Origin of the sequence: Burkholderia lata, assembly GCF_000012945.1 — a bacterium.
Classification (GTDB): Bacteria; Pseudomonadota; Gammaproteobacteria; order Burkholderiales; family Burkholderiaceae; genus Burkholderia; species Burkholderia lata.
The window spans coordinates 1,604,397-1,619,388 of the sequence record NC_007510.1 but is presented as its reverse complement, the minus strand read 5'-3'; the positions used below and the strand labels follow the sequence as shown (position 1 = coordinate 1,619,388).

15 protein-coding genes, 1 tRNA gene and 2 pseudogenes are annotated in these 14,992 nt (G+C 64.4%); 7 read left to right on the top strand and 11 right to left on the bottom strand.

Annotation, left to right across the window (positions count from 1 at the left end; genetic code table 11):
• Nucleotides 1-44: 44 nt before the first annotated feature.
• The 3 genes and pseudogenes from scpB to BCEP18194_RS13275 form a co-directional block, all read right to left on the bottom strand.
• Nucleotides 45-1,076, bottom strand: a complete 1,032-nt coding sequence (gene scpB, locus BCEP18194_RS13285) for an SMC-Scp complex subunit ScpB (RefSeq protein WP_011351794.1) — start codon at nucleotides 1,074-1,076, stop codon at nucleotides 45-47.
• A gap of 272 nt (nucleotides 1,077-1,348) precedes the next feature.
• Nucleotides 1,349-2,568 (bottom strand): annotated as a pseudogene (locus BCEP18194_RS13280) (pyridoxal phosphate-dependent aminotransferase).
• 75 nt (nucleotides 2,569-2,643) lie between these two features.
• Nucleotides 2,644-3,546, bottom strand: a complete 903-nt coding sequence (locus BCEP18194_RS13275) for a LysR family transcriptional regulator (RefSeq protein WP_011351793.1) — start codon at nucleotides 3,544-3,546, stop codon at nucleotides 2,644-2,646.
• Nucleotides 3,547-3,977: 431 nt separating this feature from the next.
• Between BCEP18194_RS13275 and BCEP18194_RS13270 the strand changes: the two are divergent.
• Nucleotides 3,978-4,373 (top strand): annotated as a pseudogene (locus tag BCEP18194_RS13270) (transposase); the annotation flags it as partial.
• A gap of 201 nt (nucleotides 4,374-4,574) precedes the next feature.
• Nucleotides 4,575-4,826: a hypothetical protein gene (locus BCEP18194_RS13265; RefSeq protein WP_011351792.1), complete on the top strand. Its 252-nt coding sequence runs from the start codon at nucleotides 4,575-4,577 to the stop codon at nucleotides 4,824-4,826.
• A 194-nt stretch (nucleotides 4,827-5,020) separates the two neighbouring features.
• Here BCEP18194_RS13265 and BCEP18194_RS13260 read toward each other — a convergent pair whose 3' ends face one another.
• Nucleotides 5,021-5,338, bottom strand: a complete 318-nt coding sequence (locus tag BCEP18194_RS13260; RefSeq protein ID WP_011351791.1) for a hypothetical protein — start codon at nucleotides 5,336-5,338, stop codon at nucleotides 5,021-5,023.
• A gap of 157 nt (nucleotides 5,339-5,495) precedes the next feature.
• Here BCEP18194_RS13260 and BCEP18194_RS13255 point away from each other — a divergent pair, with 157 nt between their 5' ends.
• The 3 genes from BCEP18194_RS13255 to BCEP18194_RS13245 all read left to right on the top strand — a co-directional run bounded on the left by BCEP18194_RS13255 (nucleotide 5,496) and on the right by BCEP18194_RS13245 (nucleotide 7,106).
• On the top strand, nucleotides 5,496-6,212 hold the full coding sequence (locus tag BCEP18194_RS13255) for a YdcF family protein (RefSeq protein ID WP_041492814.1): 717 nt from the start codon (nucleotides 5,496-5,498) through the stop codon (nucleotides 6,210-6,212).
• 221 nt (nucleotides 6,213-6,433) lie between these two features.
• Nucleotides 6,434-6,712 carry a hypothetical protein gene (locus BCEP18194_RS13250; RefSeq protein WP_011351789.1) on the top strand — a complete coding sequence of 93 codons (279 nt, stop codon included), beginning with the start codon at nucleotides 6,434-6,436 and terminating at the stop codon, nucleotides 6,710-6,712.
• Between the two features lie 136 nt (nucleotides 6,713-6,848).
• A complete protein-coding gene (locus BCEP18194_RS13245) occupies nucleotides 6,849-7,106 on the top strand; it encodes a hypothetical protein (RefSeq protein WP_011351788.1) in 258 nt (85 codons plus the stop codon).
• A gap of 40 nt (nucleotides 7,107-7,146) precedes the next feature.
• Here BCEP18194_RS13245 and BCEP18194_RS13240 read toward each other — a convergent pair whose 3' ends face one another.
• The 5 genes from BCEP18194_RS13240 to BCEP18194_RS13225 all read right to left on the bottom strand — a co-directional run bounded on the left by BCEP18194_RS13240 (nucleotide 7,147) and on the right by BCEP18194_RS13225 (nucleotide 10,267).
• Entirely contained in the window at nucleotides 7,147-7,437 is a 291-nt protein-coding gene (locus BCEP18194_RS13240) for a putative quinol monooxygenase (RefSeq protein ID WP_011351787.1), read from the bottom strand.
• Nucleotides 7,410-7,622, bottom strand: a complete 213-nt coding sequence (locus BCEP18194_RS41655; RefSeq protein WP_167316012.1) for a hypothetical protein — start codon at nucleotides 7,620-7,622, stop codon at nucleotides 7,410-7,412. Before BCEP18194_RS41655 ends, BCEP18194_RS13240 begins: the two co-directional genes overlap by 28 nt.
• A 344-nt stretch (nucleotides 7,623-7,966) precedes the next feature.
• On the bottom strand, nucleotides 7,967-9,178 hold the full coding sequence (gene bamC / locus BCEP18194_RS13235) for an outer membrane protein assembly factor BamC (protein ID WP_011351785.1): 1,212 nt from the start codon (nucleotides 9,176-9,178) through the stop codon (nucleotides 7,967-7,969).
• Nucleotides 9,179-9,318: 140 nt separating this feature from the next.
• Nucleotides 9,319-9,395 (bottom strand) — tRNA-Pro (locus BCEP18194_RS13230).
• Nucleotides 9,396-9,553: 158 nt separating this feature from the next.
• Nucleotides 9,554-10,267 (bottom strand): class I SAM-dependent methyltransferase, encoded by a 714-nt coding sequence (locus tag BCEP18194_RS13225; protein ID WP_011351784.1) that lies wholly within the window; start codon nucleotides 10,265-10,267, stop codon nucleotides 9,554-9,556.
• A 530-nt stretch (nucleotides 10,268-10,797) separates the two neighbouring features.
• Between BCEP18194_RS13225 and BCEP18194_RS13220 the strand changes: the two genes are divergently transcribed.
• Together BCEP18194_RS13220 and BCEP18194_RS13215 are read left to right on the top strand one after the other, a co-directional pair.
• Nucleotides 10,798-11,481 carry a tyrosine-protein phosphatase gene (locus BCEP18194_RS13220; protein ID WP_244272951.1) on the top strand — a complete coding sequence of 228 codons (684 nt, stop codon included), beginning with the start codon at nucleotides 10,798-10,800 and terminating at the stop codon, nucleotides 11,479-11,481.
• A gap of 345 nt (nucleotides 11,482-11,826) precedes the next feature.
• Nucleotides 11,827-14,037 carry a hypothetical protein gene (locus BCEP18194_RS13215; RefSeq protein ID WP_011351782.1) on the top strand — a complete coding sequence of 737 codons (2,211 nt, stop codon included), beginning with the start codon at nucleotides 11,827-11,829 and terminating at the stop codon, nucleotides 14,035-14,037.
• 79 nt (nucleotides 14,038-14,116) lie between these two features.
• Here the strand turns inward: BCEP18194_RS13215 and BCEP18194_RS13210 are convergent, their stop codons facing one another.
• Both BCEP18194_RS13210 and BCEP18194_RS13205 read right to left on the bottom strand, forming a co-directional pair.
• Complete coding sequence (locus BCEP18194_RS13210; protein ID WP_011351781.1) at nucleotides 14,117-14,530, bottom strand: MerR family transcriptional regulator; 414 nt, start codon at nucleotides 14,528-14,530, stop codon at nucleotides 14,117-14,119.
• A gap of 61 nt (nucleotides 14,531-14,591) precedes the next feature.
• Nucleotides 14,592-14,978 (bottom strand): integration host factor subunit alpha, encoded by a 387-nt coding sequence (locus BCEP18194_RS13205; protein ID WP_006486093.1) that lies wholly within the window; start codon nucleotides 14,976-14,978, stop codon nucleotides 14,592-14,594.
• Nucleotides 14,979-14,992: the final 14 nt, after the last annotated feature.

Here is a 14,992-nt window from a genome sequence, read left to right as displayed (position 1 = left end):
CAGGTCTCGCGCCCGGCGCGGGCGCGGCAAGAAGTTGGCCGCGATCAGGCGCGACGCTGTTCAGGTTCTGCTTCGTCGTCCGGCAGCGCATCGGCACCGATGGGTGCACTGGCGCTTCGTACGGCATCGGCGAGACTGTCGGACGTGTCGTCCAGCATCTCGTCGTCCGCAGGACGGGAACGGGGGGCGTCGGCCTGGCCAGCCTCGCCGGGCATGTCGCCGGCCGCTTCCGCTCCGTCTCCGGCAACCGCTTCGGCAGCCGGCTTGCGATCTTCCTCGCTCCAATCCGCGCGCAGCGGCTCGGGCTGCACACCGGCTGGCACTGCTTCGGCGCCAGCCTGTTCCATTTGTTCCGTTTGCCCGCGAACAGCATCGAGCGTATCGCGGCTCGCGATTTCATGCGTCGACGCGACGTCCGCCGCGGGATCATCCGGCAATCCCGCCGATTGACCGGCGGATGCCTCATCCGTTTGCGGCGCGTCGCCCGTTGCGTCGTCGGCAACCGGCATGCCCTCGTCGAAATCCATCGCCTGCTGCGCAAGCAGCGCGGCCTCGATGTTCGCGGCCGGCTCTTCGAGCGCAGGCAGATCATCGAGCGCCTTCAGGCCGAGGTCGTCGAGGAACTGCTTGGTCGTCGCATACAGCGCCGGGCGTCCCGGCACGTCGCGATGACCGATCACTTCGATCCAGCCGCGATCCTCGAGTTGCTTGACCACCTGCGTATTGACCGTCACGCCGCGAATCTCTTCGATGTCGCCGCGCGTGACAGGTTGCCGGTACGCAATGATCGCGAGCGTTTCGAGCACCGCACGCGAATATTTCGGCGGCTTCTCGGGATGCAGGCGATCCAGATAGTGACGCATCGCCGGCTTGCTCTGGAAGCGCCATCCGGTTGCCAGCGCCACCAGTTCGACGCCGCGGCCGGACCAATCCTGTTTCAGATCTTCGAGCAACGTGCGGACCGTGTCAGCCGACACGCCGTCGGCAAAGAGCTTGCGCAAATCGCCGAGTTTCAGCGGTTCCTGCGCACAGATCAAAGCAGTCTCGAGGACGATCTTCGCCTCTTGGGTATTCATGCAGCTAGGCCAGACCCTGTGGTCAAACGAACCGGATCAACAAACAGACGAAAGGAACGGAAGACGCGCTCGCCCGATTCTGATCGGTCATATTGATGGGAGCACGAACCGGGGGCGGCGAACCAACTTCAGGCCAGGCCCAAACCGGACGGAACAGCACGGCTCAACGACGGAACCGCGTGACTGAGCGCCATATTACGCAAAATTGCCCGGTGCGTAAAGATGAGCCGAACGAGCTGCCACCAGCGCGCCGCCTCCGCTCCGGCCCCGCTTCAGCGGACGGCCACGCCGCGTGCGAGGAACCGGCGCAACCGCTCGACACCCGCATCGAGCCGTGCCGGATCGCATGCGTAGCACCAGCGCACGAACCCCTCCCCCTCGGGGCCGAACGCCCGCCCGGGCGCCAGTCCGAGTCCCGCCTCGCGCACCAGCGTCTTGCAGAAGGCGAGACTGTCTGACGCGCCCGGCAGGCGCAGAAACAGGTACATCGCACCCGACGGAGGTGGTACCTCGACACCCGGCAGGGTACGTAGCGCGGCAACCAGGTGATCGCGCGCATCGCGCAGCGCCGCGACGAACGACCGCACGAACGGCTCGCCATCGCGCAATGCGACTTCACCCGCGGCCTGCACGAAGCCCGGCGCACACGACGTGTTGTATTCGACGAGCTTCGACAGGTCAGCCATCACCGCTGCCGGCGCGATGAGCCACCCCAGGCGCCAGCCCGTCATCGCCCACGCTTTCGAAAACGAATTCACGACGACGACCCGCTCGTCGCGCGACGCGATGTCGAGGAACGATGGCGCGCCGTCCGCGCCGTCCGCGCCGTTCGCGTCGAACGCGAGCCGCTCGTACACCTCGTCGGCAACGAGCCAGTGCCATGGCGGCGACAATGGGCGAGCACCGCTTGCTGGTCGCCGGGCGACATCGTCCAGCCGGTCGGATTGTTCGGCGAGTTGATCAGCAGCATCCGCGTATCGGGCGTCAGCGCCGCAAGCAGCCGCCCGACATCGAGTCGCCAGCCCGCATCGCCATAGCCGAGCGGCACGCATTCGACCTGCGCCCCAAGTATCTTCGGAATCTCGACTAGATTCGGCCACAGCGGTGTGACCGCGACGACGCGCTCGCCTGGACCGACCAGCATCTGCGCAGCCAGCATCAGTGCGCTCACGCCCGAGCTCGTCACAGCCACGGTGTCGGCCGCCGTCGCACCGTGACGGGCGCTGACGTAGGCCGCAATCGCATCGCGCAGCGGCGCAGTGCCGAGGTTGTGCGTGTAGAAGGTCGCGCCATCGCGTAGCGCCGTCGCGGCGGCGTCGCGGATGAAGTCCGGCGTCACGCGATCGGATTCGCCGAACCAGAAAGGCAGCATGTCCGGCACACCGAAGCCGGCGTTTGCCACTTCCCGGATCAGCGACGGACGCAACGCGCGCACTGCGTCACGGGCCGCCGGCGCGCCGGCTACCGGAAAAGAATCTGCGGAATACGCCATCGAGCACCACCTTCGAGGAACACGATCCGCGTAGTGTACCGGCCCGCAAGCCGGAGAGGCGCACGTCGGCGGGCGTCAGTCGAGGTCCTCCGCCCTCGCCGGCATCTGCCGCACGAGTTCCCAGATCGCTTGCGCAGCGGGCGACAACGACCGGTCGCGGCGGCGCACGAGTTCGACCGTGCGCTCGGTGCGCGGCGTGAGCGGCCGTGCAACGAGCGTCGAGCCGGCAGGTAGCGGCAGCGACAGCCACGGCTGCACGCTTACACCGACGCCGGCCTCGACGAGGCCGAACACGGTCGCCGAATGCCCGAGCTCCTGCATGACCGTCGCGTTGACACGATGGGCGGCCAGCGCGGCATCGATCAGCGGCCGGCTTCCCGACGCATGATCGAGGAGCACGAGGCGCTCGCCGTCCAGCGCCGTCCAGGGCACCTCGGCACGCGCCGCGAGCGGATGGTCGGCGCGCGCAACAAGGCAGAACGAATCGGTCATCAACGATTCGCAGACGAGATCGGCCACCGCGAGCGGACCGATCACGACGCCGAAGTCGACCTCGCTCGACTTCACCTTGCGCAACACGTCGCTCTGCACGTCGTCGCGTAAACCCAACGTCACGAACGGAAACTGGCGCTCGCACGACGCAACCACGCGCGGCATCAGCCGGCACGCGATCGTCGGGCTGGCCGCGACGATCACCCGCCCGCGGCGCTGCTCACCGATCTCGCGAATCTCGCGCAGCGTGTCGTCGAGATCGTCGAGCAGACGGGACACGCTCGCGATCAGGTTCGCCCCAACATCGGTCAGCTGCACGTCGCGCGTCGTGCGATCGATCAGCTTCAACCCGAGCTCGGCCTCGAGCTCGCGCACGCAGCGACTGACCGCGGACTGCGTGAGCCCGATCTCGTCGCCCGCGCGACTGAAGCTCTTGAGCCGCGCTACCTCGATGAAGACGCGAAGCTGGCGCAGCGTGACGTTCATTTCCTGACCTCATCAATCGTCGATATCGATGCGCGATTTTAATGCGCGAATCCGGCTTCGATGTACGAATCAGGCACCTGCCCCACATGTTTCGCTGCGGTGCAATACATCCGCGAACGCACGTGGTGCGGGCGAACTGCACAAGATTGGTGATTGTCCCGATTTGCTGCCGGGTTATTTTGGCGTCTTATACGCCCCTAGCTGACTTAGCCGTTAGCTCGCTGCCAAGCGGCTCTCGAAGGATTTACCTCCGACATGGCACGCTTCGTGCATTACCTGGCGCACAGGGCGCAGGTTTCGTCGGACGGAAGAGCAGAAACGCCGCTGCCGGCCAACCGGACGCCCCCACCCGGCACTCGACGATCGAGTGCTTGAAGAGTGCGCGGCGCAGGGCAGCGCACCGGAGTTAGCTTCGCTGAGGTGAGGACATGATGCTGTTCGACGATTTGAGAGATAACGAGTGGGCGCTGGTCGAGGGTCTGTTTTGCTCTGAACCCGCACGGAGTGAGCGGCGCGGCCGCCCCCGCGTGGAAGCCCGCTCGGTGGTGAACGCCGTGCTGTGGGTGCTGTCGACGGGTGAAGGCTGGTCGAAGCTGCCGGGCCGCTATCCGTCGCCGCCGACCTGCCGCCGTCGCTTCGACGAATGGCAGGCAGACGGCACGCTCGCCGAAATCGTGAAGCGACTCGGCACGAGCGGCCGGCAGATCTCCCTGCGCGGGCGCATCGGCGCAAGCGCTGCGAAGCCGCCCGCACCGCCGAGCCGCGACCGGCTGCGCGGCGCCTTCTGGACCAATCCGGAATCCTGGCGCGCGCCCGTCAAGATGGCGTAATGAATGCTCGATCGGGCGGCTTCGGCCGCCCGGTTTCTTTCTGCGACGCGACCTGTTCGCGACGCTTGCGTTGCCGTCGATTACCGTTGTCGTGCCGCGATACATCTATTTACCAATATTTACAGCAAGCCTGCACTCCCACGCTTACCTTAGCGACATATCAACAGGCCGCGTCGACGGCTTGAAGGGAGCCCCGCCATGAAACCAATGTCACTGCTCGTCGCATGCGGCATTGTCATTTCCCTGGCGTTGTCCGCTCCAGCTCACGCCGACGATCGCGTGAAGCCGCCTCATCGCCAGCAGGACCACCGGAATACCCTCCGCCAGCCACCGTCCGCCAACCCGCCCAACCGGCAGACTGTGCCGCGCGGCGACCTGCGTGGCGACATCGCCAGCAACGCGCGAGCGCGCATCGGCTCGCAGCCGTCCGACGTGCCGCGTCATCCGTAGTCCTGCCAATTTCGGGATTTAGCCAAAGAAAATGGCCGCGGTCGGGAACTGCGCCGCACGCGACGAGTCACAACGTTGCCATGAGCACAGCGTGGCAACAGCAAAAGTATCCGGTACGCCCGTATCCTCGCGATACGGGCTTTTTTTTGGCATCGCCAGCCGTACGACGATGCGGGCGACGGGATGATCGGCCGCTACAGGCGGCTTTCGAGAATCGCCACGGCACTCGCTTCGCTCAATGCGTAGTCGGCCATGCGGCGATCGGTCCAGGAAAGTAATTTCTCGTCGCGCTCGAGGCGCGAGAATTCGGCTCGACCGCTTTCGGTCAGGACGGCAATGTCGACCGGTGCATGGAAGCCCGGCGCGGGGGCAACGGTTTTCTGCCTGACCGTGTCCATCAGCCCGAGCGAACGGAGATACTCGAACACACCCGGGCGGCGTGCCCACGGTACCTGGCGGTACTGCACTCGTCTCAATGCGTCGAGCACCGCTTCGTTGGAATACGTGGCCATCTCGATTCTTTCTTAAAGTGCAGCGACAATGCGAAGCGGCGCGCCGGGCGGCGTCTCCGCCCACCGATACCGCCACCGATTCTGGAGGCCGACGTTCGGCGTCGCGTCAGGGCCGGATCGTCAGCCGTCCATAAAAAGACACCATACCCCAATCAAATTGATTCTGTTCGATTCATTTGTACTTCTCTTCATCTGTTTCATGCTCTGCCGCAAGCGGCGACGAATCATCTCGATCGCCGCCATTGCGCTGTTCTGGCTGCTCGCGACGGGTTGGCTCGCCGCACCGCTGATCGCCTGGACCGAGTCGGGCGTCGCACCCGTCGAGCACCCGGAGATGCACGGACGGACCACGCTGATTCTCATCGGCGCCGGCACGAAGCGCACCGACTTCGGGCTGCAGCCGCCACCTGACGGAACTGCCCGCATCCACAAGGTCGCAGCGCTCTACCGCACCTGCAGGCAACTGGCCGAGCGCTGTACCGTGGTGATGTCGGGCGGCGACCCGCAGCATCATGGCGAAACCGAGGCTGCCGTATACGGGCGCCAACTCGTCGCCGAAGGCATTGCTCCCACGGACCTCGTTCTGGAACCGGATAGCCGCACAACCTACGAAAACGCGAAATTCACTGCGTCTATACTACGCTCACAGTATGACGACGCACGCATTCTCGTCACTTCGTCATACCAGATGCGCCGCGCATTGCTCGATTTCCGCCGTTTCGGGATCGATCCGCAGCCCGTCTATGCGAATCGCCGGCGCGCACAAACAGGCTGGCTGCCGCGCTGGCGTAATTTGACCAACGCCGAGCAGGCGCTTCACGAACTGGTCGGCATCGCGCAGTTCCACGTCTATCGATGGCTGGGATGGTTTTGACCGCTGCGGGGAAACCGGGGCGGAAATCACTGCGGCGACGACCATGGCAGGCGCGTGACGAAGTACGCGAAGTGTTGCGCCACTTCAACGGGGCCTCGCGTCACGCCACGATCCGGTGCACATTGATCCGTCACTTTTGTTACACTCGACACGCACTCGATTGCAGTCGCCAGACAAAACGGCAACACTCGGGTTCATCACCACTTAGCGGAGGTAAAGCAATGAAGAAGACGTCCCTGGCTATCCTGGTAGCGATGTCGGCGCTGACTGGCGCAGCGTATGCGCAAGAGAGCACGGAAATCAAGACGATTACCGATCCGGCCAAGATCTCCGAGATCGAGCAGCGCGCACAGGCGCTGCAGCAGCAGCAAGCGGCTGAGGCCGCTCAGCCGGCGATGCAGGAAGAGCATCACCACGGCAAGAAGGCTGCTCACCACAAGGCTGCTGCGAAGAAGGCCGGCAAGAAGGCCGCCAAGGCCGCAGACGCTGCCAGCCAGTAAGTTCGGCGGCACCGCACAAGCAAAAAGCCGAATCCGGGCAACCGGGTTCGGCTTTTTTGGTTGCGGTGCCCGCGCGCTGTGCTAAAGTCGCGCACCGAAATTTTCCACCCGTGCGCACCCCGGTGCGGAGGACAGCATGAGCAACATTCAACTCGACATCGAGTGGACCGAAGCCGCCACTCGCCAGATCAAGCAACTGATGCCCCGCGGCTCGGCCGACGCGTTCCTCGCGTTGCCGCCGATCGAGTGCCTGCCGATGGAGGGCGACGTGCTGTTCCTCGGCCCGCAAGGCAAGCAGCAACCGTTCATCGTCGCAGAGCGCCAGTACCATCACGACGGCGACGCCGACTGGACGATCATCCTGATCCTCGACGTACCCAGCACGTCGCACTGACGCACCGCGCGACCGGACACGTCCGGTCGCCCCACCCGGCTCAGACGAGCTTCGACAGCACGCGGATTTCGGAACGCTCGATCCAGTTCGCGGCCGCTTCGCGATAAGCGAGAATGTGCGCGGAACGCGCATGAGCAGCAAGCGCCTCCTCGCTTTCCCAGCGCTCGACGAATACGAACCGCGCAGGCTCCTTCAGGTCCCGGTGCAGGTCGTACTGCAATGCCCCCGCTTCGTTGCGGGTCGGCCCGACGATCCCTTCGAGCTGGGCACGCAACTTCTCCTCGGCGCCCGGCTTCGCCACGATCAGCGCCACGACTGCAATTTCCGCCATTCCCGCCCCCCCTTCATCTGGAAAAGTCCGAGAATACGCGAATCGCGCATCGGCTGCGCCAGCACGGCATCACGCGACGGCCCCAAAAAAATAGCCCGCGCTTCAGAGAAGCGCGGGCGAAACCGTCGCCCTACGAGGATAGGCGACGGGGCCATCGAGATCCGCACGCTGGCGCGGATCGTCATCAGTTGCGCCGACGCTTGTCGCGCCGACATTCGAAGACGTCGATACCGTTGATCGGGCGCTCGCGGCGCACCCCCGGCATCTGACGTCATCCTCCCTGTTTCAACAATTCCAACATATAAAGCAGGTTGCGTGCCAGCTGCCATGCACCGACCACTCCTTTGATTTATAAGGAAAATTTTTTAGACACCGACGATGCGGCATGTGTTTGGCCGCCGTAACGCGCGGATGTTACGTAACGTCACGGGGAGGGACCGAACCTCCAGCACATGTGCGCGCCGGCGAGCGGCCATGAAAAAAGCCCGCCAAATGGCGGGCTTTTCATTGGTGCGGAGAAACGCCGGAATCAGCGGAGCTGATTCACGAGCAGCCCCATGATCTGACGAGCCGGCGACGACGTGTCGATCGCGCCCGAATCGTCGATGACCGCGACGCGCGTCTGGTCGGCCGTGAGTGCCTTCACGTTGACACGGTATTGCTTCGCCTGCTTTTCCTTCTTGCCGTGGAACAGCTGGCTCCAGAAGCCCTGCTCGGCCGAAGTCAGATCCTTCGGATCGACATAGCGCACGAAATACAGGCCCTTCGAGCGATCACGATCGTCGACCGTGAAGTTCGCACGATCAAGCGCGAGACCGACGTGCAGCCACGACCGGTCATACGGCTCGCCAAGCGTGACTTCCGACGGGACGGCAGCATCGGCCGCATCGTTGGCTTGCGCCGACGTGCGGGAGACGTTTTGCGCGGCAATGGCTGCAGCAGCCTTCGACGATGCGTCGTCGGCCTTCTTGTCCTTGTCCTTCGGTACCGTGTTGTCCTTGATGTTCGCGATGGGCGGCTCGCCGTTCTTCGCGCGCTGCTCGTTCTGTGCGAGCACCGCCATCAATCGCTTCAGGTACTCGGTCTCGAGCGCCGGATCATTCGGCTTCGGCTCCCACTTGCTCGAATCGTTGTTCGAACCCGTGATCGCTTCGCGCATCCCCTTCTGGCTGATGAACACGTAGGTGCCGCCATTCGGCGCCGAATCGAGACGCGTACGGTACTTGTTGCGCTCGGCCGTCACGTACGAGTTGCCCATCGCCTTCGAGATCACGCTACGGATCAGGCCGTCGTTGATCTGCGGATGGGTTTCGTTCCAGTCGGTTTCCATCACGCCCTTGTCGCGCTGGTCGACGACCAGCAGGAAGCCCTGCTCCTGCCAGAAGCGGCGAACCTGCGGCCAGACGTCGGCCGGCTGCTTGCCGTCGATCACGAGCCAGCTCTCGGTGCCGTCGCGCTGGATATGCATGCCGGCCACGGCCGGCGCGACAGTGTCCAGCGCAGGCGCGGCCTGCTGGACCTGCTGAAGCGCGGACAGGGAAGTCGCGCCGCCCTGGGGCGGCAGCGAACGCTGATCGGCCGTCTCGTCGAGCATGTTGGGCGGCACTGCGAGCGACGCTTCTTTCGATTTCGAATCGCTCTTGTAGTCCACTTTCGTGGGCGACGACGTACCGCAACCGGCAACGAGCGCGCCGGTGGCGAGCACTGCAGCGAACCGCATGGTAAGACGAAGATCAGTCATGTTCGGGGAATCCTCTTCCGCTAAATCACGGCGCTTTCCGTGGATCAACCTTGCATTTTACCGGGGCCGCGTCGCGATGTGCAAAAAAGCGACCGGCAAGAAAAAACCCGCGTCAGCTTGAGCTGACGCGGGTTCTTATCTGGTCGGGGCGAGAGGATTTGAACCTCCGACCACCTGCACCCCATGCAGGTACGCTACCAGGCTGCGCTACGCCCCGAAAGAAAAAAATTATAACAGACAGTTTTCCGATTTAGAACGGGTCGCATGCGTTTTGTGAATATTCTTGTGAAATTTTTTGGCGTGACGGATCCGGTGCACGCAACGACGCGCATGGCATCACACCCTGCGCACCGGCCGCACGGCCTCGCATCGCCTTCACCGCTTGCGTGCGACACAGATGACCGTCAGCCCGGCGACGCGGTTGAAGCGGAACATCGGCAACTCGATGCGGCAGATCGTCTTGAGCAGGCCGTTGACGAACGGATGGTGACGACGCAATTGCGACGCCGGCTCGCTCGGCTGCCGACGCACCCGCTCGCCGAGCCGCAACGCTGCCGCGAGCGGAAACGTGAGACCGAAATAATAGGCACCGTGCTCGACGTCGAGCCCCGCGCGACGCACCACGTCCTCGAGACTGCCGAGCGTATATCGGCGCTTGTGCTCGAGAAAATCGTCATGACCGCTCCAGAGGAACTGGAACGCGGGAACCGTGATCAGGAACCGGCTGCCCGAAGGCGCGCCCTTTACGTACTGCGTGAGCAGACCGACATCGTCGTCGACATGCTCGAGCACGTCCATCAGCAACACGAGATCGGCATCGAATCGATCAACGGATCGTCGAAAGTGGATGGGCTTGCCGGACGCCTCGCCGTCGGTATCGTCGGCGTAGCTCGTATCGACACACCACGCCTCCGTCGCCTCCGTACGCTCCAGCAAGTGCTTCGAGAAGAAGCCGGAGCCTGCACCAACATCGAGTATCCGGTTCGCGCCTGGCACCCCCAGGAACCGACGGATCGCACTCGCCTTCGACGCGTAGTACCAGTGATCGTCCACGCCTGCACCCAATACGTCAACTTCCTTGAGATCCATGACGCTTCCCCGTGATGGCTACTGTGCTTTGGTCGATACAGCCACTGATGCCGATCTTACCTCGCGGCTGCCGCCGATCCTACCTGTCGACAACGCGTAACCGACACCGGCAACCCGCATGCCGACCTAATCGAAAAGGACGATGGCCGCTTCGCCGCAAATCGCTACCGTGCGGTTACCCGGCGCGAGATCGAGGCGCACGGGCGAACCGTCCGACTGCATGCCGATCGATCCGGCCCGCCCCGGCTATGCCGCGTCGCGCGCGATACAGGAGGCGGCTTCGGTCACCGCCGCAGTCGCGACCTCTTGTAACCGTCTCCGACACAGGGCATTGAATGCATCAGAAAAACGAAATTTCCCGTCGACATTTTCTCCGGCTGGGCGCCGGCACGATAGGCGTGGCGCTGGGAAGCGCATCGCTTCTGTCCGCATGCGGGGGCGACTCGATTTCGGTCGCGCCGGTCACGACACCGCGGCTGAGTTCCGCATCGAATTTTCGCGACACGGCCGGGCCGGACGGAACCGGCTACGTGACGACGAGCGGCGCGAAGATGAAGAAAGGCGTGATCTATCGGTCATCCGCGCTCGCGTTGTCGGCCGCGGATATCGCCACCGTCGGCACGCTCGGCATCAGGCAGGTCTGCGACCTGCGCACGCCCGCCGAGATCAAGACGCAACCGGATGTGCCGCTGGCCGGCGCCACCTGGCAAAATCTCAACGTGCTCGGAGCCGCCAGCATCGATCCGATTCCGACCACCGGTGCCACCGCAACGGCATTCATGTTGAGCATGTACCGCGCGTTCGTCACGTCGGACACCGCGCATGCCAGCTATCACGCACTCTTCACCGGCTTCGCCGCCTCCGGCGAAAACCTGGTGTTCCACTGCACGGCCGGCAAGGATCGCACGGGCTGGGCAACCGCGATCCTGCACACGATCCTCGGGGCGTCGGAGCAGACGATACTCGCCGACTATCTGCTGACCAACACCTATAGCGCATCGGAAATCGCCGCGTCCGTCGCCCAGGCACAAAAAGCCGGCGGGCAAAATGCAGCAGACATGATGACCGCACTGCAAGGCGCACACACCGACTATCTGCAGGCGGCATTCGATCAGGTCACCGCGTCGTACGGCTCGATGACGTCGTATATCGCAAACGGCCTGCAACTCGACCAGGCGACGCTGAACGCAATCCGGCAGCATATGCTGGTCTGATCGACCCGCGGCCGCTGCGAAGGAGGCCGGATCGCATCCGCGCTTCGACCGCCGCGGCCGGCGCAATTCGTATCCGGCGAAACCCGAACCGGCCAAGGCGGGAGCGGGTTTGCCCGGACGCAGCAACATCGGCCAATGACGGATCGTGCAAACCAAACGACCGTTTGATCCGACCGTCCAACCACCCCGAATCCGTTGTCCCGCAGCCCGCCGGCCCGCCCCGCCCGGGCGCCCGTTGTTTGGTAACGCCGCTCTAGCGCGCTATGCCACACTCCTCGCCATCGACGTTCGCGCCGTGCAGTGGCGCGCGCCGCCGTCGATCACGACAAGACATGGAGACAGACGATGCGGAATGCGGTCCGGCGCGGCCATCGCTCGCCTTTGGCAATTTTCGACTGGATTTCAGGCCCGCCACGCGCGGCCCGCCCCACCTCACCCACAACGTCCCGCGTGTTCGGCTGCGGCGTGCTGGCGATTGCGCTGCTGTGTGCCGGTTGCGCGGAATCGTCCGCGCAGCGTGACGGCAACACGTCGATCGCGTCGACAAAGATCGAACGCACCAAGGCCGAACGCCTCGCCCGCGAGCAGCAGGTCGCACGCACCGTGCCGTCGCTCGCATCGATCAGCCTCACGCAACCGCGCCCGTTCACGCTGCGCGACTCAGGCCAGAACGGTGCGATGACGTTCCTGCGCGACGTCGATTTCCGCATCGTCAACAACCTCGGCTTCTTCATCCATCAGTTGTCGGCCACGCTCGTGCCAACGCAAGCCGGCGCGCCGATCGTGTTCGACGATCCGACGAGCTTCGAAATCGACGTGCATGAAGGCACGGTCACGCTCGACAACGCGAAGCTGACCGCCCTCTTCAACACCTACATCTTCGGCTACCGTAACGCGCCGCTGCGCAAGCTCGCCGTGTCGGCCGGCGACGGCGTGATCCACCTGGAAGGCGAGATGCAGCGCGACGGCTGGGTGCCGTTCTCGCTGACCGGTACGCTCACGATCCGTGACGGCAACCAGCTCGTGTTCCATCCGACGGGTGTGCGCGTATCGGGCATCAACGCGCAGCCGGTGATGCGCGCGGCCAACGTGAAGATGGCCGACCTGCTGAAAGTCCAGACGCCGATTGCGCAGCTCGCCGGCGACGATCTCGTGATGTCGGTCGACAAGCTGATGCCGCCGCCGCGCCTGAAGCTCACGATCACCGCGCTGCGCGTGACGCCGGCCGGCCTCGACCTGAAGCTCGACGACGGCACGCATGCCGGCTTCGCGATGCCCGCGAGCGCACCGCAGCAAGCGATGTACATTCGCGGCGGCGACGTGAAGTTCATGCGCTCGATGCCGATGAACGCGGACATCCTGATCGGCCCGGTCGATCCCACGAAGCGCGACCAGACGTTCGTGTTCGACCTGTACCACTATCGCGACCAGGTGTCGGCCGGCTACTTCAATTTCGACGAAAGCGGCGCGATGGCGATCCGGATGCCCTCGTACGCAGGCACGGCCAGCGGCGCGCTGCTCGGCAACGCAGCCGCGCGCCTGAACGACAGCTTCCTCGCCGCGCAGCAGAATGCGCTGCGCGACATACGCCAGCACTGGGAAGCCTACGCACTCGCGGCGAACACCGCTCACCCCGGCATGCAGAAGGTCGCGATGCGACGCACGTCGACCACGCCGTTCAACGAACGGCACGTGTCGAACCGCAACCCGACGATCCATCTGCGCAACGTCGACTTCAACCTGTCCGGGGATATCGGTTTTCACGTCGAGGATCTCGACGTGGAACTCGTCTCGAAGCGGCCCGGCGAACCCGTCGATCTCGACGATCCGAACCAGTACGACATTCGCATTCTCGGCGGCACGGTCGTCGAGTCATGGAAGGCGATGTCCGCGCTCTTCAACAACTATCTGCTCGACTACGCGCCGCGCTCGCTCAACGACCTGCAACTGAGCGCGGACGGCACGAACCTGCGCGTCCAGGGCGGCATCAAGCTGTGGAATCACGTGCCGGGTGTCTGGCTGCCAACCGACATGAAGGGCACGCTGTCGGTGCTCGACGACCGGCATCTCGCGTTCAAGCCATCCCAGGTGTCGGTGCTCGGCATCCCGCAGGCGAAGCTGCTGCGTTCGCTCGGCATCGAGCTCGCCTCGCTGACGCCGTTGCAGCGTCGCGGCGCGGAACTGCGTGGCGACACGCTCGTGCTCGACCAGTACACCGTGTTCCCGCCACCCGTGCTGAACGGCAAGCTCGGACAGGCAACGGTCGAGCGCGACGGGCTGCGTCTCACGTTCAGGCGCATGGCAGGTGCGCCCGCACCGCAACGGCCGCAGATCGATGCACCGAGCTACATGTGGATGGAAGGCGGCGACATGAAGATGTTCAACGTGCTTGAACTGAACGTGCGCGCGCTGATCCGGAATTCGGCCGAGGCCGGCCCGATGCGTTTCGACCTGTACGGCTACCGCAGCCAGGTCGCGCAAGGCTCGGTGCGGATGCTGCCGGACGGCACGCTGGTCGTCGACATGGGGCAGAAGAACCCGCTCGCGTCACGCTGACGCGCACGCGACACGCATGAAAAAAGCCCGGTGGCACGTCGCCAACCGGGCTTTTCATTTCATCCTTCGCGCTTCGCGCTCAGTCGTGCTTCAGTCCGTCGATCACGTCGAGCAGCGCCTGCCGCAATGCAATGACGTCGACGGTTGCGCCCGGCTTGCCCGGTGCGCGTGCATCGGTGGCCGGCGCCTCCGGCTCGACGGGTGCCGCCGTGGCCCGCTCGCCGACCGGCGAATCGAGCCGGTTGCGCGCGCCGTTGATCGTGAATCCCTGCTCGTACAGCAACTCGCGAATCCGCCGGATCAGCAGCACTTCGTGGTGCTGGTAATACCGACGATTGCCACGCCGCTTCACCGGCCGCAGTTGAGTGAATTCCTGTTCCCAATAACGCAGCACATGCGGCTTGACCCCGCACAGTTCGCTGACTTCACCGATCGTGAAGTAGCGCTTCGCGGGAATCGGAGGCAAGACGACTTTCTCAACCGTAGTGGTCATCGTCGGTTAACCGTCGGTAAAGGGTGCGCGGCGGCCGCGCGGAGACGTCAGCGCGCGGGGCTTACTCCGCGCCGTTTTCGACCAGCGCCTTCAGCTTCTGGCTCGCGTGGAAGGTTACCACCCGGCGGGCCGCGATCGGAATCGCCTCGCCCGTTTTTGGATTGCGGCCCGGACGCTGCGGCTTGTCGCGCAGCTGGAAATTGCCGAACCCCGACAGCTTGACGCTTTCGCCGTTTTCGAGCGCGTCGCGAATCACCTCGAAAAACGCCTCGACCATGTCCTTCGCTTCACGCTTGTTCAGCCCGACGCTGTCGAACAGCAGCTCCGCCAGTTCCGCCTTCGTCAGCGTGGGCGTCTCGGTGGACGCCGGCGCCGAAGCGTCGCGGTTCATGGCGCTGCGTTGCGCCGTCAGGAGGGCTTCGAATTCACTCGAGGTCATGTCGTTCATATCTGCCATACAGC

Excerpts from the sequence above, each read along its gene's own strand:
- bamC (WP_011351785.1), bottom strand. The coding sequence starts at position 9,178 with ATGACTGATCTTCGTCTTACCATGCGGTTCGCTGCAGTGCTCGCCACC.
- BCEP18194_RS13205 (WP_006486093.1), bottom strand. The coding sequence starts at position 14,978 with ATGAACGACATGACCTCGAGTGAATTCGAAGCCCTCCTGACGGCGCAA.
- BCEP18194_RS41655 (WP_167316012.1), bottom strand. The coding sequence starts at position 7,622 with ATGACGATCCGCGCCAGCGTGCGGATCTCGATGGCCCCGTCGCCTATC.
- BCEP18194_RS13265 (WP_011351792.1), top strand. The coding sequence starts at position 4,575 with ATGAAACCAATGTCACTGCTCGTCGCATGCGGCATTGTCATTTCCCTG.
- BCEP18194_RS13245 (WP_011351788.1), top strand. The coding sequence starts at position 6,849 with ATGAGCAACATTCAACTCGACATCGAGTGGACCGAAGCCGCCACTCGC.
- BCEP18194_RS13240 (WP_011351787.1), bottom strand. The coding sequence starts at position 7,437 with ATGGCGGAAATTGCAGTCGTGGCGCTGATCGTGGCGAAGCCGGGCGCC.
- BCEP18194_RS13225 (WP_011351784.1), bottom strand. The coding sequence starts at position 10,267 with ATGGATCTCAAGGAAGTTGACGTATTGGGTGCAGGCGTGGACGATCAC.
- BCEP18194_RS13250 (WP_011351789.1), top strand. The coding sequence starts at position 6,434 with ATGAAGAAGACGTCCCTGGCTATCCTGGTAGCGATGTCGGCGCTGACT.
- BCEP18194_RS13210 (WP_011351781.1), bottom strand. The coding sequence starts at position 14,530 with ATGACCACTACGGTTGAGAAAGTCGTCTTGCCTCCGATTCCCGCGAAG.
- BCEP18194_RS13215 (WP_011351782.1), top strand. The coding sequence starts at position 11,827 with ATGCGGAATGCGGTCCGGCGCGGCCATCGCTCGCCTTTGGCAATTTTC.
- scpB (WP_011351794.1), bottom strand. The coding sequence starts at position 1,076 with ATGAATACCCAAGAGGCGAAGATCGTCCTCGAGACTGCTTTGATCTGT.
- BCEP18194_RS13260 (WP_011351791.1), bottom strand. The coding sequence starts at position 5,338 with ATGGCCACGTATTCCAACGAAGCGGTGCTCGACGCATTGAGACGAGTG.
- BCEP18194_RS13275 (WP_011351793.1), bottom strand. The coding sequence starts at position 3,546 with ATGAACGTCACGCTGCGCCAGCTTCGCGTCTTCATCGAGGTAGCGCGG.